The organism is Mixta gaviniae (assembly GCF_002953195.1).
GTDB lineage: Bacteria > Pseudomonadota > Gammaproteobacteria > Enterobacterales > Enterobacteriaceae > Mixta > Mixta gaviniae.
The window spans coordinates 840679-865615 of the sequence record NZ_CP026377.1 but is presented as its reverse complement, the minus strand read 5'-3'; the positions used below and the strand labels follow the sequence as shown (position 1 = coordinate 865615).

Annotated in this window: 24 protein-coding genes; 7 read left to right on the top strand and 17 right to left on the bottom strand. The window is 58.0% G+C overall.

The window, feature by feature from the left end; all coding sequences use genetic code 11:
• Positions 1 to 36 precede the first annotated feature (36 nt).
• Positions 37 to 717 carry a tRNA/rRNA methyltransferase gene (locus C2E15_RS04005; RefSeq protein ID WP_104956224.1) on the bottom strand — a complete coding sequence of 227 codons (681 nt, stop codon included), beginning with the start codon at positions 715 to 717 and terminating at the stop codon, positions 37 to 39.
• A gap of 607 nt (positions 718 to 1324) precedes the next feature.
• On the opposite strand from C2E15_RS04005, the gene arcA reads away from it, so the two are divergent.
• Positions 1325 to 2041 carry a two-component system response regulator ArcA gene (gene arcA / locus C2E15_RS04000; protein ID WP_104956223.1) on the top strand — a complete coding sequence of 239 codons (717 nt, stop codon included), beginning with the start codon at positions 1325 to 1327 and terminating at the stop codon, positions 2039 to 2041.
• A gap of 36 nt (positions 2042 to 2077) precedes the next feature.
• On the opposite strand, the gene creA is transcribed toward arcA, so the two are convergent.
• Complete coding sequence (creA, locus tag C2E15_RS03995) at positions 2078 to 2551, bottom strand: protein CreA (RefSeq protein WP_104956222.1); 474 nt, start codon at positions 2549 to 2551, stop codon at positions 2078 to 2080.
• Positions 2552 to 2749: 198 nt separating this feature from the next.
• Here creA and robA point away from each other — a divergent pair, with 198 nt between their 5' ends.
• Positions 2750 to 3631, top strand: a complete 882-nt coding sequence (gene robA, locus C2E15_RS03990) for an MDR efflux pump AcrAB transcriptional activator RobA (protein WP_104956221.1) — start codon at positions 2750 to 2752, stop codon at positions 3629 to 3631.
• Positions 3632 to 3665: 34 nt separating this feature from the next.
• Here the strand turns inward: robA and gpmB are convergent, their stop codons facing one another.
• Positions 3666 to 4313, bottom strand: a complete 648-nt coding sequence (gene gpmB / locus C2E15_RS03985; protein WP_104956220.1) for a 2,3-diphosphoglycerate-dependent phosphoglycerate mutase GpmB — start codon at positions 4311 to 4313, stop codon at positions 3666 to 3668.
• Between the two features lie 51 nt (positions 4314 to 4364).
• On the opposite strand from gpmB, the gene yjjX reads away from it, so the two are divergent.
• Positions 4365 to 4886, top strand: a complete 522-nt coding sequence (yjjX, locus tag C2E15_RS03980; RefSeq protein WP_104956219.1) for an inosine/xanthosine triphosphatase — start codon at positions 4365 to 4367, stop codon at positions 4884 to 4886.
• Between the two features lie 6 nt (positions 4887 to 4892).
• On the opposite strand, the gene trpR is transcribed toward yjjX, so the two are convergent.
• Both trpR and sltY read right to left on the bottom strand, forming a co-directional pair.
• Positions 4893 to 5216 carry a trp operon repressor gene (gene trpR, locus C2E15_RS03975; RefSeq protein ID WP_104956218.1) on the bottom strand — a complete coding sequence of 108 codons (324 nt, stop codon included), beginning with the start codon at positions 5214 to 5216 and terminating at the stop codon, positions 4893 to 4895.
• Between the two features lie 44 nt (positions 5217 to 5260).
• Positions 5261 to 7195 (bottom strand): murein transglycosylase, encoded by a 1935-nt coding sequence (gene sltY, locus C2E15_RS03970; protein ID WP_104956217.1) that lies wholly within the window; start codon positions 7193 to 7195, stop codon positions 5261 to 5263.
• 202 nt (positions 7196 to 7397) lie between these two features.
• On the opposite strand from sltY, the gene deoR reads away from it, so the two are divergent.
• Together deoR and ettA are read left to right on the top strand one after the other, a co-directional pair.
• Positions 7398 to 8162, top strand: coding sequence for a DNA-binding transcriptional repressor DeoR (gene deoR / locus C2E15_RS03965; protein WP_104956216.1), 765 nt, complete (start codon positions 7398 to 7400; stop codon positions 8160 to 8162).
• Positions 8163 to 8305: 143 nt separating this feature from the next.
• The gene (gene ettA, locus C2E15_RS03960; protein WP_104956215.1) at positions 8306 to 9973 is read left to right on the top strand and encodes an energy-dependent translational throttle protein EttA; all 1668 of its coding nucleotides are present in this window, start codon (positions 8306 to 8308) and stop codon (positions 9971 to 9973) included.
• 29 nt (positions 9974 to 10002) lie between these two features.
• On the opposite strand, the gene C2E15_RS03955 is transcribed toward ettA, so the two are convergent.
• A complete protein-coding gene (locus tag C2E15_RS03955; protein ID WP_104956214.1) occupies positions 10003 to 10899 on the bottom strand; it encodes a LysR family transcriptional regulator in 897 nt (298 codons plus the stop codon).
• Between the two features lie 95 nt (positions 10900 to 10994).
• On the opposite strand from C2E15_RS03955, the gene C2E15_RS03950 reads away from it, so the two are divergent.
• Entirely contained in the window at positions 10995 to 11996 is a 1002-nt protein-coding gene (locus C2E15_RS03950) for a zinc-binding alcohol dehydrogenase family protein (protein WP_104956213.1), read from the top strand.
• A gap of 68 nt (positions 11997 to 12064) precedes the next feature.
• Here the strand turns inward: C2E15_RS03950 and C2E15_RS03945 are convergent, their stop codons facing one another.
• From C2E15_RS03945 to serB, 4 genes are all read right to left on the bottom strand, one after another.
• Positions 12065 to 12973 carry a LysR family transcriptional regulator gene (locus C2E15_RS03945; protein WP_104956212.1) on the bottom strand — a complete coding sequence of 303 codons (909 nt, stop codon included), beginning with the start codon at positions 12971 to 12973 and terminating at the stop codon, positions 12065 to 12067.
• A gap of 620 nt (positions 12974 to 13593) precedes the next feature.
• Positions 13594 to 14826, bottom strand: coding sequence for a multifunctional transcriptional regulator/nicotinamide-nucleotide adenylyltransferase/ribosylnicotinamide kinase NadR (gene nadR / locus C2E15_RS03940; protein WP_104956211.1), 1233 nt, complete (start codon positions 14824 to 14826; stop codon positions 13594 to 13596).
• A 67-nt stretch (positions 14827 to 14893) separates the two neighbouring features.
• Positions 14894 to 16276: a DNA repair protein RadA gene (gene radA / locus C2E15_RS03935; protein ID WP_104956210.1), complete on the bottom strand. Its 1383-nt coding sequence runs from the start codon at positions 16274 to 16276 to the stop codon at positions 14894 to 14896.
• A 13-nt stretch (positions 16277 to 16289) separates the two neighbouring features.
• Positions 16290 to 17267 carry a phosphoserine phosphatase gene (gene serB / locus C2E15_RS03930; RefSeq protein WP_104956209.1) on the bottom strand — a complete coding sequence of 326 codons (978 nt, stop codon included), beginning with the start codon at positions 17265 to 17267 and terminating at the stop codon, positions 16290 to 16292.
• 178 nt (positions 17268 to 17445) lie between these two features.
• Here serB and C2E15_RS03925 point away from each other — a divergent pair, with 178 nt between their 5' ends.
• Entirely contained in the window at positions 17446 to 18108 is a 663-nt protein-coding gene (locus tag C2E15_RS03925) for a YtjB family periplasmic protein (protein WP_104959071.1), read from the top strand.
• Positions 18109 to 18187: 79 nt separating this feature from the next.
• Here the strand turns inward: C2E15_RS03925 and deoD are convergent, their stop codons facing one another.
• From deoD to C2E15_RS03890, 7 genes are all read right to left on the bottom strand, one after another.
• A complete protein-coding gene (gene deoD / locus C2E15_RS03920; protein WP_104956208.1) occupies positions 18188 to 18907 on the bottom strand; it encodes a purine-nucleoside phosphorylase in 720 nt (239 codons plus the stop codon).
• A gap of 67 nt (positions 18908 to 18974) precedes the next feature.
• On the bottom strand, positions 18975 to 20198 hold the full coding sequence (gene deoB / locus C2E15_RS03915; protein ID WP_104956207.1) for a phosphopentomutase: 1224 nt from the start codon (positions 20196 to 20198) through the stop codon (positions 18975 to 18977).
• A 169-nt stretch (positions 20199 to 20367) separates the two neighbouring features.
• A complete protein-coding gene (gene deoA / locus C2E15_RS03910; protein WP_104956206.1) occupies positions 20368 to 21687 on the bottom strand; it encodes a thymidine phosphorylase in 1320 nt (439 codons plus the stop codon).
• Between the two features lie 99 nt (positions 21688 to 21786).
• Entirely contained in the window at positions 21787 to 22566 is a 780-nt protein-coding gene (deoC, locus tag C2E15_RS03905; protein ID WP_104956205.1) for a deoxyribose-phosphate aldolase, read from the bottom strand.
• Positions 22567 to 22903: 337 nt separating this feature from the next.
• A complete protein-coding gene (locus tag C2E15_RS03900; protein WP_104956204.1) occupies positions 22904 to 23677 on the bottom strand; it encodes a TatD family hydrolase in 774 nt (257 codons plus the stop codon).
• Positions 23674 to 24729 (bottom strand): patatin-like phospholipase family protein, encoded by a 1056-nt coding sequence (locus C2E15_RS03895; RefSeq protein ID WP_104956203.1) that lies wholly within the window; start codon positions 24727 to 24729, stop codon positions 23674 to 23676. Before C2E15_RS03895 ends, C2E15_RS03900 begins: the two co-directional genes overlap by 4 nt.
• Before the next feature lie 8 nt (positions 24730 to 24737).
• Positions 24738 to 24923, bottom strand: a complete 186-nt coding sequence (locus tag C2E15_RS03890; RefSeq protein WP_104956202.1) for a CsbD family protein — start codon at positions 24921 to 24923, stop codon at positions 24738 to 24740.
• Positions 24924 to 24937: the final 14 nt, after the last annotated feature.

Sequence of the window (24937 nt, the reverse complement as noted above, 5' to 3'; positions counted from 1 at the left end):
ATTGCCCAGATTTGCGCGTTCAGACCAGATTTTCCGCTAAAGATTTTTTTCAATATCGTGCAACAGTCGGTGCAGCATTGCACTGTCGCGCTGTTCCAGCAGGCCGATGCGCTGCTGCAGCCAGTCCGCCAGCTTTTCATCGTCGGCGACATTCAGCCGCTCCAGCAGCGTCACGACCCGCTGACGCAGGGCATCCAGCTGCTGCCCGTCCGCCGGTGCCGGTGCCGTCGGCGCGACCTGCATCAGCGCCGAAAGCTGATAGCAGTAGACCATTACCGCCTGCCCCAGATTCAGCGAAGGATAGTCGTTGGCCATCGGAATGCCGGTCAGCAGGTCTACCTGTGCCAGCTCTTCATTCGTCAGCCCGCTATCCTCGCGGCCAAATACCAACGCCATGCTGCTGACCCACTGCTGTTTTTCACGCAGGATGGTTTCTACCTGCTGCGGCGTGGCGTAGTAGCGAAATTTCGCGCGGCTGCGCGCGGTGGTGGCGACGGAAAAATCGATATCCGCCAGCGCAGCGGAAAGCGACGGGTAATGTTGAATATTATCAATGATCTCGCCGGCTCCGTGCGCCACAATGCGCGCCGCAGGCTGCTGCCAGGCGTCACTTTGCACAATGCGCAGCTCGGAAAACCCCATAGTTTTCATCGCGCGTGCGGCGGCACCAATATTTTCCGGACGGGCGGGAGAAACAAGAATAAGCGGAAAACGCATATAAACCCTGAAAGTAAACGAACTCGTAGCCGCTACTCTGACACGGCGGCATGTTAAATAACAGTATCAACCACATAACAAATAATTAACTAAGCGCAGAGGGATAGTAAAAATTGGTTTTAACGCCTTTAAACAATTCCATGCGATAAAACATTAATAACAAAGGGATATCATAAATAAGGTCTTATAAATCAAAATTGTATTTTAATAATTAACTTAGTAAACTTTCACGCACTATCAGGAGGCTGAGACCAGAGGTAGAGCCTGATTATTGTGAGCTAAGCTGGCATTCTGATGAGCATTTTTCACAAAAGTGTTAACGTGCTACACTTGATTTGATATAAGTCAACGAAGCGTTGTTTTAATGCTTATCGGTTGTACTCTGCGCTGTTATGTTGCTGTTAATGCAGTTAGGATAACGGCCATTTGGCACTGCCGGGGCATGCAGGATTCATCCTTATGGCTGAGCTGACAATGTTGTTGACGTTGATGGATGGTGCATCAAGAACATAATTCTGTACTTCGGTTATCCGGCAAACATCCTTTGCGGCGTTAACGCAGTACATCCTGTTTCCGATTTTGTTGGCAAATTTTAGGTAGCGAACTCATGCAGATCCCGCATATTCTTATCGTTGAAGATGAACTAGTCACGCGCAACACGCTAAAGAGCATCTTTGAAGCTGAAGGCTACGAAGTGTTCGAAGCGACAGATGGCGCAGAGATGCATCAGGTACTGACCGATAACGATATCAATCTGGTGATTATGGACATTAATCTGCCAGGTAAAAATGGTCTGTTACTGGCGCGTGAGCTACGCGAACAGGCAAATGTCGCGCTGATGTTTTTAACCGGACGCGACAACGAAGTGGATAAAATCCTCGGCCTGGAAATCGGCGCCGATGACTATATCACTAAGCCGTTTAACCCACGTGAGTTAACCATTCGCGCACGCAACCTGCTTTCCCGCACCATGAATCTCTCCGCCATCAGCGAAGAGCGCAAGCAGGTAGAAAGCTATAAGTTCAATGGCTGGGAGCTGGACATCAACAGCCGCTCGCTGATCAGCCCGAACGGCGAGCAGTATAAGCTGCCGCGCAGCGAGTTCCGCGCCATGCTGCACTTCTGCGAAAACCCGGGCAAGATCCAGACCCGCGCCGACCTGCTGAAGAAAATGACCGGCCGCGAGCTGAAACCGCACGACCGTACGGTTGACGTCACTATCCGTCGCATCCGCAAACATTTCGAATCGACGCCGGATACCCCGGAAATCATCGCCACTATTCACGGCGAAGGCTATCGCTTCTGCGGCGACCTGCAGGAATAAACAAACAAACGGCGAGCCTCCTCGCCGTTTTCTCTTTTACCGTCCCCACGGCATAATCGGCACGGCGCTCAACGCATTCTTCGGCGAACCTTCCACCACTTTATCCGAGTAGGAAAGATAGACCAGCGCATTGCGTTTTTGGTCATAAAAGCGCACTACCTGCAGCTTCTTAAACAGTAGCGAGGTACGCTTGCGAAACACCGTTTCGCCCTGCGCTTTTCCCTGCGCGATACGATCGCTCAGAGTGACCGGCCCCACCTGCTGGCAGGAGATCGCCGCATCGGCGGTATCTTCCGCTAATCCCAGCCCGCCTTTAATGCCGCCGGTTTTCGCCCGGCTGATGTAGCAGGTGACATTCTGGACGTCGGGATCGTCAAAAGCTTCGACCACAATTTTATGATCGGGGCCGAACACCTTAAACACGGTATCCACCGAGCCGATCTCTTCAGCCGCCGCGCCGGCGGTGAATAACGTAGCCATTGTAATTATTAACAGTTTTTTTATTATCATCTCGTTACCATTGCATATTATTAGTTTCGTTAGCGATTACGTCTCGCTAAGCATAAGTCCGGCTAATTTTATCGCTCTCGCCCCGCAAGGATATAGCACAATCTAACAAGTAAAACCTTCGGCGTTTTTTGCGCATTTAGTGCTATGATCCCGCGACTTTGCGTTGCCTGCGCCCATCTAAGTACAAGAGGATGTTTTATGGACCAAGCTGGTATCATTCGCGATTTGCTTGTCTGGCTGGAGAGCCATCTCGATCAGCCGCTGTCGCTGGACAACGTGGCGGCGAAAGCGGGCTACTCCAAATGGCATCTGCAAAGAATGTTCAAAGAGGTGACCGGCCACGCCATCGGTGCCTATATCCGCGCCCGGCGCCTGTCAAAAGCGGCAGTGGCGCTGCGGCTAACCAGCCGTCCCATTCTCGATATCGCGCTGCAGTACCGCTTCGACTCACAGCAGACTTTTACCCGCGCCTTTAAAAAGCAGTTTACCCAAACGCCGGCCTGGTATCGTCGCGCCTCTGAATGGAATGCGTATGGCCTGCGTCCGCCGATCCGTCTCGACGACATGCCGCTGCCGGAGGCGCACTACGTCACGCTGCCGGAAACGTTGCTGGTGGGACAGACCCAGAGTTATACCTGCACGCTGGAGCAGATCTCCCGCTATCGCGATGAAATGCGCGTCCATTTCTGGCAGCAGTTCCTGCTGGAGACCGATACCGTGCCGCCGGTGTTGTACGGCCTGCATCAGGTGCGTCCGAGCCAGGAAAAAGATGACGAGCAGGAGATCCTCTACACCACCGCGGTGCCGTCTGAACAGCTGGTGAAAACCATGCAGTCGGCGCAGACCGTTCTGCTGGAGGGCGGCGACTACGCGCAGTTTAACTATCAGGGGCCGCGCAGCCAGCTGCAGGATTTTATCCTGATGCTGTATGGCACCTGTATGCCAACGCTGCAGCTGACGCGCCGTCAGGGCCAGGATATCGAGCGCTTTTACACGCACGGCGGCAAGAAACGCGCCGAGCCGCCGAAAGAGATCCGCTGCGAATACCTGATTCCGATCGTTCGCCGCACCGCCAGCTAAAGAATATCGGCCCGCTTAATGCGGGCCCGTTAGCTTAACGCTGCAGCTCATCCAGCGCAGGCAGATCGAGGTGCGAAACGTCGCCCGCCGTCTCCACTACCCACCCCGGCGCCAGCCAGGCGCTCTGCTGATGATCGACGCGTGAAATCGAACAGTTGCGCAGCCGCAGCCGGCGTTCTGCATGCGCCGGCAGGCCAAGCAGCGTGCCGATCAGCACCCCCAGCGCCATGCCATGGCTCACCAGCAGCGGACGGCTGCCGGCCGGCAGATCCAGACAGGCGTTAAGCGCCTGCTGCATTCGCGCCGCCAGCTCGGTCATGCTTTCGCCTTCAGGAATGCGGCCGTTTTCCGTGCCGTCCACCAGCGTCCGGCGCCAGCCCTCTTCCTCTTCGCTCAGCGAATCGATGGGGCGTCGCTCCAGCACGCCCATGTTCAGCTCGCGTAGCCGTGGATCCAGCGTCACGCTGCAGCCGCAGGCATCGGCGATAATTTCCGCCGTGCGGCGCGTACGCCCCAAATCGCTGCTGATAACATGAGTGATGCCCAGCGATTTTGCCCGCTCCCCGACCTGCTGAGCCTGCTGCTCTCCTTTTTCAGTCAGTGCGCTGTCAGACTGTCCCTGAATGCGCCTGGCCGCGTTCCACACCGTTTCCCCGTGGCGAACAAGATAGACCTGTAACATGCGTGTTTTCCGTTATACTGCGTCAAAATTGCGTAGAAGGTTCAGGTAATTATGTACCATGTTGTTGCTGCTACCATCAATCCGGCGAAAATTAGCGCCATTTCTCAGGCTTTCAACGATGTATTCGGCGAAGGATCCTGCCATATCGAAGGTGTCGAGGTCGACAGCGGCGTGGCCGCGCAGCCGCTTACAAACACAGAAACGCGAACTGGCGCACGCCATCGCGTAATGAACGCGCGTCAGGTACGGCCGGAAGCGGATTTCTGGGTTGCGATTGAAGCGGGCATTGAAGGCGACGACGCCTTCGCGTGGATGGTGGTAGAGAATCATCATCAGCGCGGCGAATCGCGCTCCGCCAGTTTTACCCTGCCGGCGGCGGTGATGGCGGGCATCCATGCCGGACATGAGCTGGGCGACGAGATGGCGCGTCTGACCGGCATCGACAATATCAAACATCAGGGCGGCGCGATCGGCGTCTTTACTCAGGGCCTGTTGACGCGCACCAGCGTCTATCATCAGGCGTTAGTGCTGGCGCTCTGTCCGTTTCACAACGCCATCTATAAACAGGCGTAGCTGCCGCTATTTCTTGATCGACAGCTGCTCTTCCAGCCAGGCGGTGAGCGCGGGCGGTGCGGTGCGCAGGCTGTTGGAGCCACGCGTGATGGTGGCGATGCCGACGCCGAGTTCGGTTTTCAGCTCGCGCTGGCTCAGCTCGCCGCGCAGCAGCTCTTCGATAATGCGCAGGCGGGTGCCGAAAGCTTCGCGTTCGTCCGGCGTCATCATCAATTGCAGCAGCGGCAGCTGCAGATCCAGCGGGAAAGCGCGCTCCAGCAGGCTGACGAAGCGCAGCCAGTTTTCATCCTGCGGATGTTCGGTAACCGGGATCGGGGAATGTGAAGTCATGAAATTCTTCCGTACTCATTGGCGAGTACGGAAGAGTAGCATATTCAGTAGCGGCGCTGCCACTCGCTGTCAGACAGGATATTATCCGGCTGGTCGAGCAAATAACGGTAGTAAGCGTCATAGGCCAGCACGTTCTTCACATAGCCGCGCGTCTCTGAGAAGGGAATGGTCTCGATAAAGGCGACGGCGTCGAGCTGCCCGTTGCTGACGCGCTGCCAGGTGCGCACCCTGCCCGGCCCGGCGTTATAGGCGGCGGAAGAGAAGATGCGGTTCTGGTCGAACTGCTGATAGACATACTCCAGATATTGCGTGCCGATCTGAATATTGGTCTGCGGATCCAGCAACTGACCGCTGTTAACGTAGCCTGGTATGCTGTACATCTTCACCGTATGGCTGGCGGTGGCCGGCATGATCTGCATCAGCCCGGCGGCGCCGACCGGCGATCGCGCTTTCGGATTCCACGCGCTCTCCTGACGCGCGATGGCCATGGCATAGCTCGGCGGAATGCGCTTATCGCGCGTGTACTCGTTAAACTGCGTCTGCCAGGCCAGCGGGAAGCGCTCGGTAAGATGGTTCCACAGTTTGCCGGTAATGGTGGCCTGCACGCTGAGATCCCACCAGCCGTGGTTCAGGGCGTAGCGCGCCAGCATCTGCTGCTGCGAAGCGGTTTTACTGGCGACCAGACGGCTCCATTCAGAGCGTGCCAGATTATCCATGCCCCAATACATCAGTTCGCGCACACGGGCGATCTCCGTGCCGTTGTCGAGCGAGGCGTCGGGACGGGGCGCCTCATCGACCCGCAGCGGATATTTCACGCCCAGCCGCTGCGCCGCCACCATCGGATAAAAGCCGCGCGACTGCATCAGCTTGCGCAGTATCTCTTGCGCTTCCTCTTTGCGCCCGCGCTCCAGCAGCAGATCGGCCTGCCAGTACTGCCACTCATCCTTCTCTTTGGCTTCCGGATCGAGACGCGCGATCCAGGTATTTAAACCGCGTCGGTCGTTGTTGCTCAGCGCCAGGCGCACGCGACGTTCAATTAACGAGGTTGAACCGCTGCTCATCACGACGTTATCGCGCCAGCGCGCCTGCTCGCTGGTCACATCCCGGCTCATCAGCTGCCATGCTACCGCTTCGCGTAGCGTTTGGGTCTCCTGCTCGCTCATCTGCTGCAGACGCGCCAGCGTCGGGATCATCGCGCGCGCGTTTTCCGCATCCGCGCGCGCCACGCGCGCAAAGGCCAGTGAGGTTGCCTGACGGGTAAAGTCGGTCGGCCCGACGCTGCGCGCGAACCCTTCCACTGTTGCGGGATCGTTCTGCAGCGCCGTAACCGCCGTCGCCATGGTCTGGTAGTCGGCGGGCAGCTGTTTGGCGAGGAAATTCACCAGACTGCTGTTACCCGCCACCATCGCCAGGCGGATACGCTCCAGCGTGGCGATCGGCGTCTGCTCGCCGGCCGCCTGCCAGACGTTAAAGAGCTTATCGCAGGCGGTCGGCAGCGTACTGCCGCGTAGCCAGATGCTCTTCGCCCCTTCCCAGGCGACCTGCTGCTGCCCGGTAGCCCATTTGGCGTAGTACCAGTTGCAGCGCGCGGCGACCGGCGTCGGCGCTTCCGGACTGAACACCAGCAGGCCGCGCCAGTCTTCGCGACGCGCCAGCTCGTTGACGAAACGCGACGCCAGCGTGCGCACCGGCGGCAGCGTGGGATAGCGTTTGATAAAGTCGTTAACCGCCAGGCCGGTTTCCTGATCGAGATGCTGCGACAGTTCGCGGTATTCCAGATAGGGGTAAAGCGGGTAATCCTTCAGGGTGGGCATCAGCTGTGCCACCACGTCCATTTGATTATTATCCCAGGCCTGTTTAATTTGCTGGTAGCGGCTACGCTGTTCATCCAGCGAATCGGCCAGTGCGCTGCCGCTAACGGCCAGCAGGCAAATGCTGGCCAGCCAGTAACGCCATCTCTCCTTCCTGTGAGTCACCACACGCTCTCCTCTTTACTGTTAACCGGTCCGGCCGAATGCCAGGCATTCTTCATGCTAACCAGGGCGCTGGCGTCGTGCCACGTTCTTCACAAAATTTACTTTTCTTATCGGTCTCAGGCGTGCGCTGTGCTGTGCTACGGCGGCTGACGCTCTGGTTTTTTAGGGTTAACATAAGAGAAACAGGCAAACAGGGAATGGCATCATGGAAACCCGGCGCGAAGAGCGGATCGGTAAACTGGCGCAGGCGATCAGGCGCATTGATAAAATCCACTTAAGAGAGGCGGCGCGGCTGCTGGGCGTCTCGGAAATGACCATTCGGCGCGATCTTAACGAGCAGCCTTCAAGTCTGGTCCTGCTGGGCGGCTATATCGTTAGCGCGGCCAAAGGCGGGCATGAACACTATTTCGTTTCCGATCAGCAGTCGCATAACGTTGATAAAAAGCGGCAGCTGGCGCAGCTGGCGGCCAGCCTGATTAGCCCCGACGACACCGTTTTTTTCGACTGCGGCACCACGATGCCCTGGGTGATCGATGCGATTGACGATGCGCTGCCGTTTACCGCCGTCTGCTGCGCGATCAACACTTTCCTTTCGTTAAAAGAGAAAAAGGCGTGCCGCGTGATCCTCAGCGGCGGCGAATTTCATCCCGATAATGCGGTGTTTTCCCCGCACGGCGCCGTTTCGATTCTCGATGAGATCTGCCCCACGCTGGCCTTTATTTCGGCGGCGGGCCTGGATGCGCAGCAGGGCGCCACCTGCTACAACTTTAACGAACTGCCGATGAAACAGCGCGCCATCGCCCGGACGCAGCGCGCGCTGCTGCTGGCGGACAGCAGCAAATATAATAAGGTGCTGCCGGCACGCATCGGCGATCTCGCCCGCTTCGATACGCTGATCAGCGATAGCGCCCCGCCGGAGCCGCTGGCGCAGCATCTGCGGCAGGCGGGCGTCACGCTGCTGACGCCCTGAACGCCGCGCGCGATCGCAGCGGCGAAAAGCGAACAATCGCCGGGATGACGGCTGTGATTAAGCAGGGAAAACCGCTAAACTTGCTGTTCTGAACGGGCGATGATGCCCCGATTACCACACAGACCATAAGAGGCTCATTTCACGTGGCTCAATTCGTCTACAGTATGCATCGCGTCGGCAAAGTCGTTCCGCCGAAGCGTCACATTCTTAAGAACATCTCTCTTAGCTTCTTCCCGGGCGCGAAAATCGGCGTACTGGGCTTAAACGGCGCGGGTAAATCTACCTTGCTGCGCATTATGGCCGGCATCGATAAAGATATCGAAGGTGAAGCGCGTCCGCAGCCCGGCATTAAAATCGGCTATCTGCCGCAGGAGCCGCAGCTGAACCCGGAACACACCGTGCGTGAATCGGTGGAGGAAGCGGTGGCCGAAGTGGTCGGCGCGCTGAAGCGTCTGGATGAAGTCTACGCGCTGTACGCCGAGCCGGAAGCGGATTTCGACAAGCTGGCCGCAGAACAGGGCAAGCTGGAAGAGATTATCCAGGCGCACGACGGCCATAACCTGAACGTTCAGCTGGAGCGTGCCGCCGATGCGTTGCGCCTGCCGGACTGGGATGCCAAAATCAGCAACCTCTCCGGTGGTGAGCGCCGCCGCGTCGCGCTGTGCCGTCTGCTGCTGGAAAAACCGGACATGCTGCTGCTCGACGAACCAACCAACCACCTGGATGCGGAATCCGTGGCGTGGCTGGAGCGCTTCCTGCACGATTTCGAAGGCACCGTGGTGGCGATCACCCACGACCGTTACTTCCTGGATAACGTTGCGGGCTGGATCCTGGAGCTGGACCGCGGCGAAGGTATTCCGTGGGAAGGTAACTACTCTTCCTGGCTGGAGCAGAAAGATCAGCGCCTGGCGCAGGAAGCCTCTCAGGAAGCGGCACGCCGCAAATCCATTGAGAAAGAGCTGGAATGGGTGCGTCAGGGCGCCAAAGGCCGTCAGTCCAAGGGCAAAGCCCGTCTGGCGCGCTTTGAAGAGCTGAACAGCACCGAATACCAGAAACGTAACGAAACCAACGAACTGTTTATTCCACCAGGCCCGCGCCTCGGCGACAAAGTGGTGGAAGTGAGCAATCTGCGTAAATCGTACGGCGACCGCCTGCTGATCGACGATCTCTCCTTCTCAGTGCCGAAAGGCGCGATTGTCGGCATCATCGGCCCGAACGGCGCCGGTAAATCGACGCTGTTCCGCATGATGTCAGGCCAGGAACAGCCGGACAGCGGCACCATCACCCTGGGTGAAACGGTGAAGCTGGCTTCTGTCGACCAGTTCCGCGACAGCATGGACAATGCCAAAACCGTCTGGGAAGAAGTTTCCGGCGGGCTGGATATCATGAAGATCGGCAACACCGAGATGCCGAGCCGTGCCTATGTCGGCCGCTTTAACTTTAAAGGCGTCGATCAGGGCAAACGCGTGGGCGAACTGTCCGGCGGCGAACGCGGTCGTCTGCACCTGGCGAAGCTGCTGCAGGTCGGCGGCAACATGCTGCTGCTCGATGAGCCGACTAACGACCTGGATATCGAAACCCTGCGCGCGCTGGAAAACGCCCTGCTGGAGTTCCCGGGCTGCGCGATGGTGATCTCGCATGACCGCTGGTTCCTTGACCGTATCGCCACCCACATCCTCGATTATCAGGATGAAGGCAAAGTTGAATTCTTTGAAGGCAACTTTACCGAATACGAAGAGTACAAGAAGCGTACGCTCGGCGCCGAAGCGCTGGAGCCGAAACGCATCAAGTACAAACGTATGACCAAGTAATGCAGAAAGCGGCCCACGGGCCGCTTTTTTTAACGGTAAAATTCACGAAATGCCGCGCTTTGATGAGCGAAATCGATAAAGCGCGCCAGCGCCGGCGAGTTCAGCTTGCGTCCCGGCCAGACCAGCCACAGTTCGTTCCCTTCGGCCTCCCACTCCGGCAGCACCTGCACCAGTTCCCCCTGCGCGATCGGCGCTTCGGTCAGAAAACGCGGCAGCAGCGTAATGCCGGCGTCGCTGAGCGCGCATTCGCGCGCGTAGAGCAGGTTGTCCGTCAGATGGACAGAGGGCAGCAGCCAGCGATAGTGTTCTTCGCCGCGCCGCAGCAGCCACTCCGCCCAGGCGCGGTGAGCGATGCAGCGGTGGGTCGCCAGCTGACGCGGATGCGCGATCGCCGCGTTGCGCGCCAGGTAGCGCGCGGAAGCGACCAGCACGCGATCGCACCGGCCGACGCGTCTTCCAATCAGCGATGAATCCTGTGGCTTGCCGGTGCGCAGCGCCACGTCAAAGCCCTCCTGCACCAGATCGCGCATATGATCTGAAACCGAGACCTCCAGCGTCACATCCGGATAGTGCTGTTGAAATTCGGCATTACAGCGCGCCAGCAACGTCGCGCCGATGCCGGCCGGGCTGGTAATGCGCAGGCGGCCGCTTGGGTTGTCGCGCAGGCGCTCAATCGCCAGATCGGCGCGTTCGCTCGCCTGCATCATCTCCTGGCAGTGAATAAGGTAGCGCTCGCCGGCGAAGGTCAGATTCAGCTGACGCGTGGTCCGGTTAAGCAGGCGCAGTCCTATCGTCTGCTCCAGCTGGCTGATGCGCTGGCTCACGCTCGATTTCGGCAGTCCGGCGCGACGCGCGGCGGCGGTAAAGCTGCCGCTTTCGGCAACCAGCGCGAACAGCGCCATGTCCTGTAAGCGTTTTAACGCCATTGTTCACCTGTCACGAACACTGTATGAGTTATTGTCCATCTTATCACCTTCCGCCCCACCCTCTACACTTACTCCATCAACCGAGGAGAAGTGAAATGACGATGCGAGCGATTGCCGTTAACCCGGAAAACCCGGAACAGTTTATTGAAATCCAGCCTGAGCGGCCGACGCCTGGCGAATATGACCTGCTGGTGGAAGTGAAAGCGGTATCGATCAATCCGGTCGACACCAAGGTGCATAAAGGGGTGCGCAAAAGCGGCCTGCAGCAGCCGCGCATTCTCGGCTGGGACGCCAGCGGCGTCGTGGTTGAAGCGGGCAGCAAAGTGACCGGCTTTAAGGCGGGCGATGAGGTTTACTACGCAGGCGACGTGACGCGTCCGGGCAGCAACAGCACGCTGCAGCTGGTAGATGCGCGCATCACCGGCCATAAGCCGCGTACGCTTGACTGGGGACAGGCGGCGGCGATTCCGCTGACCGCGCTGACCGCATGGGAAGGCCTGTTTGAGCGCCTGCGTATTGAAGAGGCGACGGAAACGCAAACGCTGCTGATTATCGGCGGCGCGGGCGGCGTCGGCTCGCTGGCGATCCCTTTCACCAAAATGCACAGCAAAGTCAAAGTGATTGCCACGGCTTCGCGTCCTGACTCCGTTCAGTGGTGTAAAGATCGCGGCGCCGATCTGGTTATTAACTATCAAAACATGCCGGAAGAGCTGGCGCAGCACGGCATTGAGCAGGTCGATTATATTTTCTGCCTCAACGATACCGATGGCCACTGGGAGACCATCGGCAAGCTGATCGCGCCGCAGGGCCAGATCTGCACCATCGTTGAAAACGCGCATCCGCTCGATATGGAGCAGCTGAAGCTGAAAAGCGCGGCGCTGCATTGGGAGTTTATGTTTACCCGCAGCATGTACGCCACGCCAGACATCGCACGTCAGGGCGAAATCCTGAATGAGGTGGCGCAGCTGCTGGATGCAGGAAAGCTGGCCACCACGCTGAATGAAACGCTGCACGGGCTGAGCGTGGAAAGCCTGACTCAGGCGCACGCCAGGGTACTGGAAGGCCATATGCGCGGCAAAGTGGTTATCGTTTACTGAGCATTGCGCAATAAAAACGCCCCTTAAACGGGGCGTTAATCATGCCGGTGCGCCAGCCGCGCCTGCCTTTAAAAGTCCAGCAGATCTTTGGAAATATCGCGCAACCATTTATGCGATGAGCAGTTATGGTAGCGCGGATGCCACGCCTGAATAATGCGCACTTTCGGCAGTTCAAAATCGGGGCGGAAAAAGTCGACCTCGCTGTTCATGCGCTGCAGCACCTCCACCACATACATGGGCACAATCCCCAGACTGTCGGTTTGAATGACGTTTTCTATCATCGGCAGATAGCCGGCGCTGACGCCATGAATTTTCCGCTTATAGCCGCGCTCGCGATACAGGCTTTCCATCTCTTCTTTCAGCTTATTTTTCGCGACGATAAGCATATATTCCTTGAGCGCCTTAAGCGATTTTTCCGTTTGCAGAACGGGATGGTCTTTTTTCGCAATAAACACGCACTCGCTATGCCCGATAGTTCTGATTTTCACTTCCGGGCTGAGGGTTTTATCTTCACCGATATAGAGATCGATCTCTTCGCTGCGCAGCATACAGGCCGCGGCATTGTCATAGTTAAAGTTAAAAATGTGGTGGGTATTCTCCTGAATGCTTTTTTTCATCAGCTTGTAGCTAAGCATCGACATCAGGATATCGTTGGTGACGATATTGAAAGAGCGCGGCAGCTCGCTGCCGTTCAGCTCAATATTCTGGTGCAACACCGTCTGAATGTTATCCAGCAGCTCGCGCAGCTGCGGCTTCAGGCGCACCGCCAGCGGCGTCAACTCCAGGCTCATGCCGGAGCGCACCAGCAGCTGATCCTGAAAAGTGTCTCTGATTTTATTCAATGATTTACTGATGGCCGGCGGGGTGACATTCAGTTTATCCGCCGTTTTGCTGACGCTTTTCTCATTCAGCAACGTATCTAAAATCGGCAACAGGTTCAAATCCATTCTCACCAACTGATTAATGTCTTTATGCATATTTCACACTCCCTTGATTCTTCCCGATAATAGCTGTCCTGCAATCTCACGCAGCCAGATTATTTCCTGAAAACAAATAACTTGATGCTGCTCTGCATAACATCCCTTTAAATATGAGACTAACGTTTTACGTCAATAACCGCGCCCTGACGTAAAGTGACGATAACGCCTTAATTTCTTCAGCCGATGAAAAGTTAACAACCTGTTTTCGGCTGTTTAAATTAATCACTAAACTTAATATTAAAAATATAATTAAACATAGTTAAGGACGCTTCAACAATATATAAGCCATGTCTTAAGTTAACATCCTGTTTCCGTTAAATTTGTTAAAAGAGATTTTCCGTATGGTGCGCTAAAAACGCGCGAATAAATCCACAGCGTTAAGACCTTTCTGACCTTATGCCGCAACGCGTTGAATTAGATATAAAAGATAAAGAGACCCTATTAGCCCAATCCCGCCCTATGCCTGGCCGGCCTAAAAAGTGGCAAAGCTTAGCGGCAATCATGCTGGTATAAATATTGAACTATTAAGCTGAATTACAGCAAGGAGAATAACAATAAGAACATTCCGAATTAAAACGGGCTGACCATCTTTATCTGTAGCCAGCCCGCCAACCGCGCTATTTTCCGTTTTCCAACATATTTCTCACCAGGTCAACACAGCGCAGGAAGCGTTCGTCGTAACTCTCTTCTGTTACATGCTCATATTTTATCTGATTTTCATTGAGCATTTTTATTAACAGATCCTGAAATTCGCGCCGGTCGACAGAGCTGCCGAGGCTGCGCAATCCGTCCGCTACCCAGGGAACATTGTTCTCCAGCAGGATCACCAGATCGAAACGGTATTCATCGATCAGCGCCTGCACAAAGGGATGTTCGCGCCCCTCATATTTTTTACAGAACGCCTGAGTGGTGACGAAGTCGGTATCGATAAAGGCGACCTTATTGGCGTACTTCACCGCAAAATCGATGTACTGCGCCTGGCCCAGCGCGATTTTGTCATAGTCGGAATATTGCAGCGCCATCTCATCGCCGCCGAGGTGGGAAAAGACATAGTCACGGCCATACTCCCAGGCGCTGGAGGTATTGAAAATGTTAGCCAGCTTGTTCACCAGCACCGACTTACCGCTCGATTCGCCGCCGAGTATCGCCACGGTGCGCACAAAAAACGGCTTCACTTCGGTAGGAATATATTCCCAGTAGCGAAACGGATTCTGACGAATCTGTGCGCCGCTGATGTTCATAAAAGAGCGCTCAGGATCGATGACTATCGTCTCAATGCCGAGATGCTGACGATACTGCGGTGCGTCCAGCTCTTCGCTGGTATAGACGCAACCCGGCTCAATGCCCTTCTCCGCCATAAAGGCGGTGATGCCGCGGCTCCAGACATCCCAGCCGTGCGGATAAGGCTCCATGCCCTCTTCATTAAATGCATGGATGCGAATGTTCTTCTGATACTTAAAGGTCTGCAGCAGCCAGCGCAGGCGATCGCTGACGGTCGGCTGCTGTGACATGGCGCTGTTTTCAAACAGCTGCCGATCGCGCGGCTCGTCGTGGCCCATAATAATGTGCAGCTCGTCGACCTGGCTGCAGGCGCGCTGAATCAGATAAATATGCCCGGTATGCAGAGGATAGAACTTGCCGAAGACCACGCCGACCCGCTTCTCGCGCCGCGGGAACGCGAGCCCCAGAAAGCGATGCAGCGCTTCCAGCTTCTGCGCGCTGGGGCTTTTGATTTTGGCGTTGAGCAGCTGGCTCAGGTAGCCTTTGGTCATGCCGCTGGCGTCCGCCACCTGCTGTAGCGTGTGCCCCTGCTGACGGATCGCGGTTTTCAGATATTCAAATGATGACATAGTGCCTCCTGCAAAAAGGGGTGGGCTAAGGCCCACCCCAACGACAGGTTAATCCCTGCAGTGAAAATTATAACTCATCCAGAATCGCCAGCGCGTCAGCCAGCTTCTTCACCGGGTAGACCTTCATATTCGCCGGCACTTTCTTCGGCGCATTCGCCGCAGGCACAATGGCGCGCTGGAAGCCGTGCTTGGCCGCTTCGGAAATACGCTCCTGCCCGCTCGGCACCGGACGGATCTCGCCGGCCAGCCCTACTTCGCCGAAAATCACTAAATCCTGCGGCAGCGGCCGATCGCGCAGGCTGGAGACCATCGCCAGCATCAGCGCCAGGTCTGCGCTGGTTTCGGTGACCTTGACCCCGCCCACCACGTTGACGAACACATCCTGATCCGCCATCTGCAGACCGCCGTGGCGGTGCAGCACCGCCAGCAGGATCGCCAGACGGTTCTGCTCCAGCCCGACCGCGACGCGGCGCGGATTGGCCATCATCGAGTGATCCACCAGCGCCTGAATCTCCACCAGCAGCGGCCGGGTGCCTTCCCACACCACCATGACCGAGCTGCCGGCGGTGACTTCGTCGCCGCGCGACAGGAAGATGGCCGACGGGTTGCTGACCTCGCGCATTCCCTGCTCAGTCATGGCGAAGACACCCAGCTCGTTCACCGCCCCGAAGCGGTTTTTATGGCTGCGCAGCGTGCGGAAGCGGGAATCGGCATCGCCATCCAGCAGCACGGAGCAGTCGATACAGTGTTCCAGCACTTTCGGGCCGGCCAGCGAACCATCTTTAGTCACATGGCCGACCATGATAATCGCCACGCCGCGCGTTTTGGCGAAGCGGGTCAGATAGGCGGCGGTTTCACGTACCTGCGCCACGCTGCCCGGCGACGACTGGATCTCCGCCATATGCATCACCTGAATCGAGTCGATCACCATCAGCTTCGGCTGCTCCTGCTCGGCGATCAGGCAGATCTGCTCGATGCTGGTTTCCGACAGCATATTCAGGTTGTCGGTCGGCAGGCCGAGACGGTGCGCGCGCATCGCCACCTGCTGTAGCGACTCTTCACCGGTGACGTAAAGCGTTTTCATATCCACCGACAGCTTGCAGAGCGTTTGCAGCAGTAGCGTACTCTTGCCCGCGCCGGGGCTGCCGCCGATCAGAATCGCGCTGCCCGGCACGACGCCGCCGCCCAGCACGCGATCGAACTCTTTGAAGCCGGTAGAGAAGCGCGGCAGCGCCTCAAGGCTGATTTCCGACAGCTTCTGCACGCGGCTGGTGCCGGCGGCGCCGGCATAGCCGGAAAGACGCTCATTACGCGCCGCCGCAGGCGAGGCCGCAAGCCTCACTTCGGTGATGGTGTTCCAGGCGTGGCAGGCGCTGCATTGCCCCTGCCAACGCGGATAGTCTGCGCCACATTCATTGCAGACAAAGGCACGTTTTACCGCTTTGGCCAACTCAATTCCTCGATTATCGGGTCTCGTGATTCAGGCTGCCGCTGAGGATGCAGAAGACGCCCATCAGATCGGCATGTCGAATCGTTACTTCGGTTTGTTCATTCACTTTCGGCTTGGCGTGGTAGGCGATACCTAACCCCGACGCCTTGATCATCAACAGATCGTTGGCGCCGTCGCCGATCGCCACCGTTTGTTCAACCGGGATCTCATATCGCTGCGCCAGCTTCGCCAGCGTGGTCGCCTTATACTGCGCATCGACCACCGGCCCGATGACCTCGCCGGTCAGCAGGCCGTCGCGGATCTCCAGCTCGTTGGCGACAGCTGCCGTCAGGTGCAGCCTGTCACGCAGGTATTCAGCGAAAAAGGTAAAGCCGCCGGAGGCGATAGCCACCTGCCAGCCCAGCGCCTGCAGCTTCTGCACCAGCGTGCATAAGCCCGGCATCAGCGGCAGTTCATCGCGCACCTGCCTAAGGATATTGGCATCGGCGCCTTTTAGCGTCGCCACGCGCTGGCGCAGGCTGGCGGTAAAATCCAGCTCGCCGCGCATCGCCCGCTCGGTCACCTCGGCCACCTGCTCGCCGCAGCCCGCCAGGCGAGCGATTTCATCAATACACTCGATCTCAATCGCCGTTGAGTCCATATCCATCACCAGCAGGCCCGGCGTTTTCAGATGCGGAATTTTGCCCAGCGGCGCCACATCCAGCCCCGCGTCATGGGCGAGACGGGTGGCGCGCGGCGTCAGCGATCCCGCCAGGCGAATCACCTGGTAATCATCCACGCACCAGGCGCTGACGATCACCATCGCCGCGCCCAGACGGTGTTGATACGCCGTCAGGCGCGCCTTATCAAGCTGGTGCCCGTAAAGCAGCCAGCCGGTACGCCCGGCGCGATAGTCGAGCGGCATCACTTCATCGCCGCTCAGTGAAAGAGGCAGGCCTGGCCAGAGAGAAACGTCGGAAGGCAGGTCGCACCAGGTCAAACGATTAGGCATTACAGCTCCTGTCGGGAAGATGATCGGCTGCCGCCATCCAGGACGTTCTGTTGACATCCTTGCCGGGCCACAGCCTGTAGAGAAAACCTCGCAAGAGGCTACCCTGTCAGCCGCGCTTCTGGCAACATAAAGTCGCAAAAACAGACTCCCCTCTGTTGTTCAGGAAGCAAGGTTGGAAATGGCTAAATCCCGGCTCAAATTTCGTCTGCACCGCACGGTTATCGTGCTGATCTGTCTTACACTGCTGGTGGTGCTGATGCAGGGCGCCTCCTGGTTCAGCCTCGGGCACCAGATGGCGCGCTCCGGGCAGGTTGAAGATCTGGCGCGTACCCTGACCCGTCAGGTCGCCTTTACGCTGACGCCGCTGATGGATAATGAGGATGAAAACCGCTCGCAAATTGCCGCCATCCTGAAACAGATGACGGAAAACAGCCGCATTCTCGACGCCTCGGTTTACGACAGCGAAGGCTCGCTGGTGGCGCGCAGCGGCGAAGGCATCAGCGTACGCGATCGCCTGGCGCTGGATGGCAAACGTGCGGGCAGCTATTTCAACCATCAACTGGTGCAGTCGCTCGATAACAGCGACGGTCCCCAAGGCTTTCTGCGTGTGACGCTCGATACCCATGTGCTGGTTACCGAGGCCAAACAGGTGGACAACACCACCAACATCCTGCGTCTGATGATGCTGCTGGCGCTGGCTATCGGCATTATTCTCACCCGCACGCTGCTGCGCGATCGCCGTACCCGCTGGCAGCAGTCGCCCTTCCTGCTAACCGCCAGCACGCCGGTAAAAGAGGATAACGACGAGCAGGATGAGGCGCCCGCGGCGGAAAAGCCGTAGTGAAAAAGGTTACACGGGAATAATCGCGGCGAAACGCCGTGAGGAGAACCGGACGAGCAACGCTCGTCCGGTGGGGTTATCAGGCGTTATCGCCCAGCAGCACCGACTCCAGCGCGATTTTGATCATATCGCTGAAGGTGGTCTGGCGCTCGGCCGCCGTGGTCTGCTCGTGGGTGCGAATATGGTCGGAAACGGTGCAGATGGTCAACGCTTTCGCGCCGAATTCCGCCGCCACGCCATAGATGCCCGCCGCTTCCATCTCTACGCCGAGGATGCCATATTTTTCCATGACGTCGAACATGTGCGGATCTGGCGTATAGAACAGGTCAGCAGAGAAGATGTTGCCGACGCGCGCTTCGATACCCAGCGCTTTCGCCGCATCCGCCGCGTTGCGCACCATTTCGAAATCGGCGATCGCCGCGAAATCGTGATCCTTAAAGCGCATACGGTTCACTTTAGAATCGGTGCAGGCGCCCATGCCGATAACGACGTCGCGCAGTTTCACATCCGCGCGCACCGCGCCGCAGGAGCCGACGCGAATGATCTTCTTCACGCCAAATTCAGTGATCAGCTCTTTCGCATAGATGGAGCAGGAAGGAATGCCCATGCCGTGGCCCATCACGGAGATGCGGCGGCCTTTATAGGTGCCGGTATAGCCGAGCATGCCGCGTACATTGTTCACTTCTACCGCGTCTTCCAGAAAGGTTTCGGCGATATGCTTAGCGCGCAGCGGATCGCCGGGCATCAGAACCACGTCCGCGAAATCACCCATTTCAGCATTAATATGAGGCGTAGCCATTGTCGTTATTCCTTGAAAAAATGAAACACGCCAGCGCGCAGGCTGGCGTTAAAGTGAAAGCCGCGTATTACAGCATGCTTTTGCCATATTCCATATCGGACAGGCCGAAGTATTTCGCCACCGTTTGCCCGATATCCGCGAAGGTTTCGCGATAGCCGAGGGAGCCCGGTTTGACGCCCGGTCCGTAGATCAGCACCGGGATATGCTCGCGGGTATGATCGGTACCGTGCCAGGTCGGATCGCAGCCGTGGTCGGCGGTGAGGATCAGGATATCGCCCTCTTTCACCAGCGCCATCAGCTCCGGCAGACGGCGATCGAACAGCTCCAGACCGCCGGCGTAACCGGCCACGTCGCGACGGTGACCCCAGGTGGAGTCAAAATCGACGAAGTTAGTGAAGACGATGGCATTGTCCGGCGCTTCCGCCATCTCTTTTACCGTCGCATCGAACAAGGCATCCAGCCCGGTCGCCTTCACTTTTTTGGTGATGCCGACATGGGCGTAGATATCGGCGATTTTACCTACCGAGATCACGTTGCCCTGCTTCTCTTCCACCAGCTTTTTCAGGATAGTCGGCGACGGCGGCTCAACCGCCAGGTCGTGACGGTTGCCGGTGCGCTGGAAGTTGCCCGCTTTATCGCCCACAAACGGACGCGCGATCACGCGGCCAATGTTGTAGTCGCCTTTATCCAGCTCTTCACGGGCGATTTCGCACAGGTCATACAGGCGCTGCAGGCCGAAGGTCTCTTCGTGGCAGGCGATCTGGAAGACCGAGTCGGCGGAGGTATAGAAAATCGGCTTGCCGGTTTTCATATGCTCTTCGCCGAGCTTATCGAGGATCACCGTGCCGGAAGAGTGGCAGTTGCCGAGATAGCCCGGCAGATCGGCGCGCTCAACCAGCTTATCCAGCAGCGCCTGCGGGAAACTGTTTTCAGTGTCGCTGAAGTAACCCCAGTCAAACAGCACAGGCACGCCGGCGATTTCCCAGTGGCCTGACGGCGTATCTTTGCCTGAAGAGAGTTCACTGGCATAGGCGTAAGCGCCGATAATTTCCGCGTTCGGATCCAGGCCCGGCGGGAAGGTGCCGGTAGAGGCTTCCGCCGCTTTCCCCAGCCCTAACGCCGTCAGGTTCGGCAGATGCAGCGGGCCTTTGCGCCCTTCGTCCGCCTCGCCGTTGAAGCAGGCTTTAGCGATATGGCCCAGCGTGTCTGAACCGGCATCGCCGAATTTTTCGGCGTCTTTACTGGCACCAATCCCGAAGGAGTCCAGCACCATGATAAATACACGTTTCATGTTACTCTCCTGCGCCTTAGCGCGATGAGAAAATAAAAAAGCGATCAGAACAGTATGACGCCTATCCCGGCCCGACTTCAAGCGGCAGGTGCGCCCGTCGCGCCCGTCGCGCCCTTTCACTCAGCGTCGTTAGCGCCCTGCGCCTTCCGCGCTGTCGCCGCCGAAGCTTTTAGCTGATACGACGATAGATAACCGGCGTCGCGGCCGGCGGCTCAGCGCCGAGCGTAATGGCGGCTTTCACCGCCTGCGCCGCTTCCTGCCAGCGCTCCTCGCTGTCGGCGTGGATCACCGCCAGCGGACGTTGGCTGTCCGCGCGATCGCCCAGCTGCGCCATCTCGCTGAAGCCGACGCTGTAATCGATAGCATCGCTGGCGCGGCGACGGCCGCCGCCTAACGCCACCACCGCCATACCGAGCGCACGCGTATCCATCGCGGTGACGATACCGGGCGCGTCGGCGTAGACCGCTTTGCTCAGCATCGGCGCCGGCAGATAGCGGTCCATCTGTTCAATAAAATCGTTCGGGCCGCTTTGTGCAGCAACCATGCGGGCGAAGACCTCCGCCGCGCGGCCGTTATCCAGCACCTGCTGCAGCTTCTGCCGCGCCTCGGCGTCATCTTTTGCCAGCCCGCCGGAGAGCAGCATTTCGCTGCACAGCGCCATCGTCACCTCCAGCAGGCGCGGATTGCGGTAGCTGCCGGTCAGGAACAGCACTGCTTCGCGCACTTCCAGCGCATTGCCGGCGCTGGAGGCCAGCACCTGATTCATATCGGTCAGCAGCGCGGTGGTTTTGCAGCCCGCGCCGTTGGCGACGCCGACGATCGCCTGCGCCAGCTGTTCGGAAAGCGCAAAGGTCGGCATAAAGGCGCCCGATCCCACTTTGACATCCATCACCAGCGCATCCAGCCCTTCGGCCAGCTTCTTCGCCAGGATCGAGGCGGTGATCAACGGAATCGAATCGACGGTGGCGGTAATGTCGCGCGTGGCGTAAAAACGCTTATCCGCCGGCGCCAGTGAGTTAGTCTGGCCAATGATAGCGACGCCGTTCTGCTTAATCATCTCGCGGAAACGCGCATCGCTGGGGAAAATATCGAAGCCGGGTATCGCCTCCAGCTTGTCGAGTGTGCCACCGGTATGACCCAGCCCGCGGCCGGAGATCATCGGCACATAGCCGCCGCAGGCGGCCACCATCGGACCCAGCATCAGCGAGGTAACATCACCCACGCCGCCGGTGGAGTGTTTATCCACCACCGGCCCGTTCAGGTTCAGCGCCTGCCAGTTCAGTACCGTGCCGGAATCGCGCATCGCCATGGTCAGCGCCACCCGTTCCGGCAGGGTCATGTCGTGGAAAAAGATGGTCATCGCCAGCGCGGCAATTTGACCTTCCGACACGGAGTTATCACGCACGCCGTTGATAAAGAAGCGGATCTCTTCTTCGCTCAGCGCGTGTCCATCACGTTTTTTTCGAATTATTTCTTGTGGTAGAAACAAGGCAACCCCCTGTTTAACGGATCGCTGTCAGGCCTGGTGTCCCGATCCAGAACGGATATATTCAGCGGGCGGCGGGCACCCGCTGTTTTGAAAGGAAAATCAGTAGCTGCTGGTGCTGCGCGCGCTCTGGTAGCCTGCCGCATTTAACAGGCTGGCCAGCAGGCTGGAGGCGCCGAAACGGAAGTGACGTGCGTCTGCCCAGTCGCTGCCCAGAATATCGTCGGCCAGCTGCAGATAGAGCGCGGCATCTTCCGCAGTGCGCACGCCGCCGGCAGGCTTAAAGCCAACGCGATCTTTCACGCCCTTATCGCGGATCACTTCCATCATGATTTTCGCCACGTCCGGCGTGGCGTTGACCGGCACTTTGCCGGTAGAGGTTTTGATAAAGTCGGCGCCTGCATCGATAGCGATTTCAGAGGCCTGGCGGATCAGCGCTTCCTCTTTCAGCTCGCCGGTTTCAATAATCACTTTCAGCAGTACATTTGCCGCCGCGCAGGCGTCTTTGCACGCTTTCACCAGCTTAAAGCCCGTATCGGCGTCGCCTGCCATCAGCGCGCGGTAAGGAAACACCACGTCTACTTCGTCGGCGCCGTAGGCGATCGCCGCACGGGTTTCCGCCAGCGCGATATCGATATCCTCGTTGCCGTGCGGGAAGTTGGTGACGGTCGCAATACGGATATCAGGCGTGCCCTGCTCGCGCAGCGCTTTACGCGCCACCGGAATAAAACGCGGATAGATACAGATTGCGGCCGTATTGCCCGCCGGAGATTTCGCCTGATGGCACAGCGCGATCACTTTCGCATCGGTGTCATCATCGTTAAGGGTGGTCAGGTCCATCAGTTTCAGCGCACGCAGCGCGGCAGCGGTTACATCAGTCATAATGCTCTCCAGACAAATTCAGTGAGCTTCCGCCAGCGGAAGGCTCAACGCGCGGTCTTGGTTCCATGAAGAGGGTTGAGATCCATCTCACCTTGCCAGCGATGCTGTTTCGCTTTGATGTTACGATTTTAACACCACGCGCTGACCCGTTGTTGTGCGGAATCTCACAATTAATTAAGAAACGTTACCGTCAGATTTACATTTAATGTGATTTAAGTCACACAAAAGCGCAACAGGCCGCAACCGGAACCGCTTTCTGCGCCTATCATAACGCAGAAGGGCAAATGTGAGAATTATCACATTTGCCCTGTTGATCCCTGACGCGGCTGTCGATCCTTTAGCGCAGGCGGAACAGCCGCTCGCTATTGGCAGCGAGGATGCCGGCGATCTCTTCTGGCGCTTCATCACGCAGTTCACACAGCGTCTGCCATACGTTTCGCACCCGTTCAGGACGGTTCGGCTCGCCCTGAAAACCGTTCAGCGGCATATCAGGCGCATCGGTCTCCAGCAGCAGCGCGGAGAGCGGCAGCCGGGCGATGGTTTCGCGCGTCTTACTGGCGCGCGGGTAGGTAATGGTACCGCCGACGCCGATAGCATAACCGGCGGCGATAAATGCCTGCGCCTGCTGCAGGCTGCCGGCAAAGCCATGCACCACGCCGCGACGCGGCACCTCCAGACGGCGCAGATGCATCGCCAGCTTATCGTGCGTGCGGCGCGAATGCAGGATCACCGGCAGATCGTAATCACGCGCCAGCCGCAGCTGCGCATCAAGAAAGTGCTGCTGCCGATCGAAACAGGGATCCGTCATATACAGATCGAGACCGATCTCGCCGATCGCCACCAGCTTTTCCGGCCGCTGGCGCAGGCATTGCTCCAGCTGTTCCAGCGACGCCTCACTGTGCTGCGCAATGACAATCGGATGCAGGCCGAGCGCGGCGTAAAGCGGCGGATGCTGGCGGCTTAACTGCAAAACGCGCGCAAAGCGCGTGGCGTCAATCGCCGGCACGATAATCCGCTCTACGCCCGCCTGCGCCGCCAGCGCCAGGCTTTCCGTCTCATTTCCGCTAAAGGGCGGAAAATCAAAATGACAGTGGGTATCAATAAACCTCATGCCAGCGATCCTTTGTCATAATCGGCGTCATTCTCCGCATTTTTGTTCACGACCTCATTCAGGCTGATCGGCAGGTGAGCCGGCTCATTCGCCACCGGCGCCGGCGGAGTAATGATTACCGGGCTTGCCAGCGCATCGCCCGGGTTCAGCCACTGCCCCAGCGTGGCGAGAAAATAGCGCCCGCAGCGTCGGCCCAGATGGTAATCCTGATTCAGCGCACGCAGGCGGCTGCCCAGCGCGCTACTGGCCAGCGGATGCGGCGGATAGATTTCAATAATGCGCAGGTCGCCGGGCGGCTGTTCAATAAACTGCTGAATCTCATGATAGCTTTTTTCATGCTGCTGCAGCAGGTTTACCCACGGGCTGCCGGTAAACCAGCGCTCCATACGTTTAATCCAGCCCGGCGTATAGAACATCTGCGAAGGCACAGTGCGGATCACTACGATGGTATCGGCGCCGCGCCGCGCTGCCTCACGCACCGGGATCGCGTCGGTAATGCCGCCGTCGAGATAGCTGCCCTCTTCCAGCGCGATACCGCTGCGGTAAAAGCCGGGAATGGCGCTGGAGGCTTTAATGATCTCCAGCCAGTTGGCGCTATCGGGAGCGAAGTAGCGGGCACTATAATCATCGCTGCGGCAGGCGCACATATAGAACTCTCTGCCGTCAGCCAGCAATTGTTCCGCCTGAGTCATCGCCAGCGGCAGCTCCTGGCTGGTGATGGCGGTCAGCCAGTCGAGATCGATAAGGTGCCCGCCGCGCGCAAAACGCAGCGGATCGAAAAAGAGTTTACTGGTGGTATAACGCGTGATGACGCGTCGGGCGTAGCCCGGCTGGCCGCAGACAAACGCAGAGAGGTTTTGCGCGCCGGCAGAGGTGCCTAAATAGAGTTGAAAGGGATTGAAGCGGGCTCGCTGGAACGCGTCCAGCACGCCGGCGGTAAAGATACCGCGTTGACCGCCCCCTTCGCACACCAGCGCCAGTTTGCCAGGGTTAAAAGGGCGTTGCGCTAACGCCTCAATATTGCCAGGCGTTACCGGAATACGTGTTCCCACGGGATGGCTCAGCGTGGGTCTTTTTCGGGGGTCGCCTCGTACTGCTCCCTGCCGTAGTCTTCCTGCAAAATTCCGGAGAGCCAGTCATTATTTCCCGACATCCAGGCGTCATCGCTGTCAAACCATTCCGCCCACATCAGCGCCATCTGGCCTTTCCATTGTTTCCATTTGCCTGCAACGATGTCGCTATTCATGACTGGCCTCCGCT

Excerpts from the sequence above, each read along its gene's own strand:
- gpmB (WP_104956220.1), bottom strand. The coding sequence starts at position 4,313 with ATGTTACAGGTCTATCTTGTTCGCCACGGGGAAACGGTGTGGAACGCG.
- deoC (WP_104956205.1), bottom strand. The coding sequence starts at position 22,566 with ATGACTGATGTAACCGCTGCCGCGCTGCGTGCGCTGAAACTGATGGAC.
- C2E15_RS03925 (WP_104959071.1), top strand. The coding sequence starts at position 17,446 with ATGGCTAAATCCCGGCTCAAATTTCGTCTGCACCGCACGGTTATCGTG.
- deoB (WP_104956207.1), bottom strand. The coding sequence starts at position 20,198 with ATGAAACGTGTATTTATCATGGTGCTGGACTCCTTCGGGATTGGTGCC.
- arcA (WP_104956223.1), top strand. The coding sequence starts at position 1,325 with ATGCAGATCCCGCATATTCTTATCGTTGAAGATGAACTAGTCACGCGC.
- nadR (WP_104956211.1), bottom strand. The coding sequence starts at position 14,826 with ATGTCATCATTTGAATATCTGAAAACCGCGATCCGTCAGCAGGGGCAC.
- C2E15_RS03955 (WP_104956214.1), bottom strand. The coding sequence starts at position 10,899 with ATGGCGTTAAAACGCTTACAGGACATGGCGCTGTTCGCGCTGGTTGCC.
- C2E15_RS03890 (WP_104956202.1), bottom strand. The coding sequence starts at position 24,923 with ATGAATAGCGACATCGTTGCAGGCAAATGGAAACAATGGAAAGGCCAG.
- C2E15_RS03900 (WP_104956204.1), bottom strand. The coding sequence starts at position 23,677 with ATGAGGTTTATTGATACCCACTGTCATTTTGATTTTCCGCCCTTTAGC.
- C2E15_RS03950 (WP_104956213.1), top strand. The coding sequence starts at position 10,995 with ATGACGATGCGAGCGATTGCCGTTAACCCGGAAAACCCGGAACAGTTT.
- serB (WP_104956209.1), bottom strand. The coding sequence starts at position 17,267 with ATGCCTAATCGTTTGACCTGGTGCGACCTGCCTTCCGACGTTTCTCTC.
- deoR (WP_104956216.1), top strand. The coding sequence starts at position 7,398 with ATGGAAACCCGGCGCGAAGAGCGGATCGGTAAACTGGCGCAGGCGATC.
- C2E15_RS03945 (WP_104956212.1), bottom strand. The coding sequence starts at position 12,973 with ATGCATAAAGACATTAATCAGTTGGTGAGAATGGATTTGAACCTGTTG.
- robA (WP_104956221.1), top strand. The coding sequence starts at position 2,750 with ATGGACCAAGCTGGTATCATTCGCGATTTGCTTGTCTGGCTGGAGAGC.
- creA (WP_104956222.1), bottom strand. The coding sequence starts at position 2,551 with ATGATAATAAAAAAACTGTTAATAATTACAATGGCTACGTTATTCACC.
- yjjX (WP_104956219.1), top strand. The coding sequence starts at position 4,365 with ATGTACCATGTTGTTGCTGCTACCATCAATCCGGCGAAAATTAGCGCC.
- C2E15_RS04005 (WP_104956224.1), bottom strand. The coding sequence starts at position 717 with ATGCGTTTTCCGCTTATTCTTGTTTCTCCCGCCCGTCCGGAAAATATT.
- trpR (WP_104956218.1), bottom strand. The coding sequence starts at position 5,216 with ATGACTTCACATTCCCCGATCCCGGTTACCGAACATCCGCAGGATGAA.
- deoD (WP_104956208.1), bottom strand. The coding sequence starts at position 18,907 with ATGGCTACGCCTCATATTAATGCTGAAATGGGTGATTTCGCGGACGTG.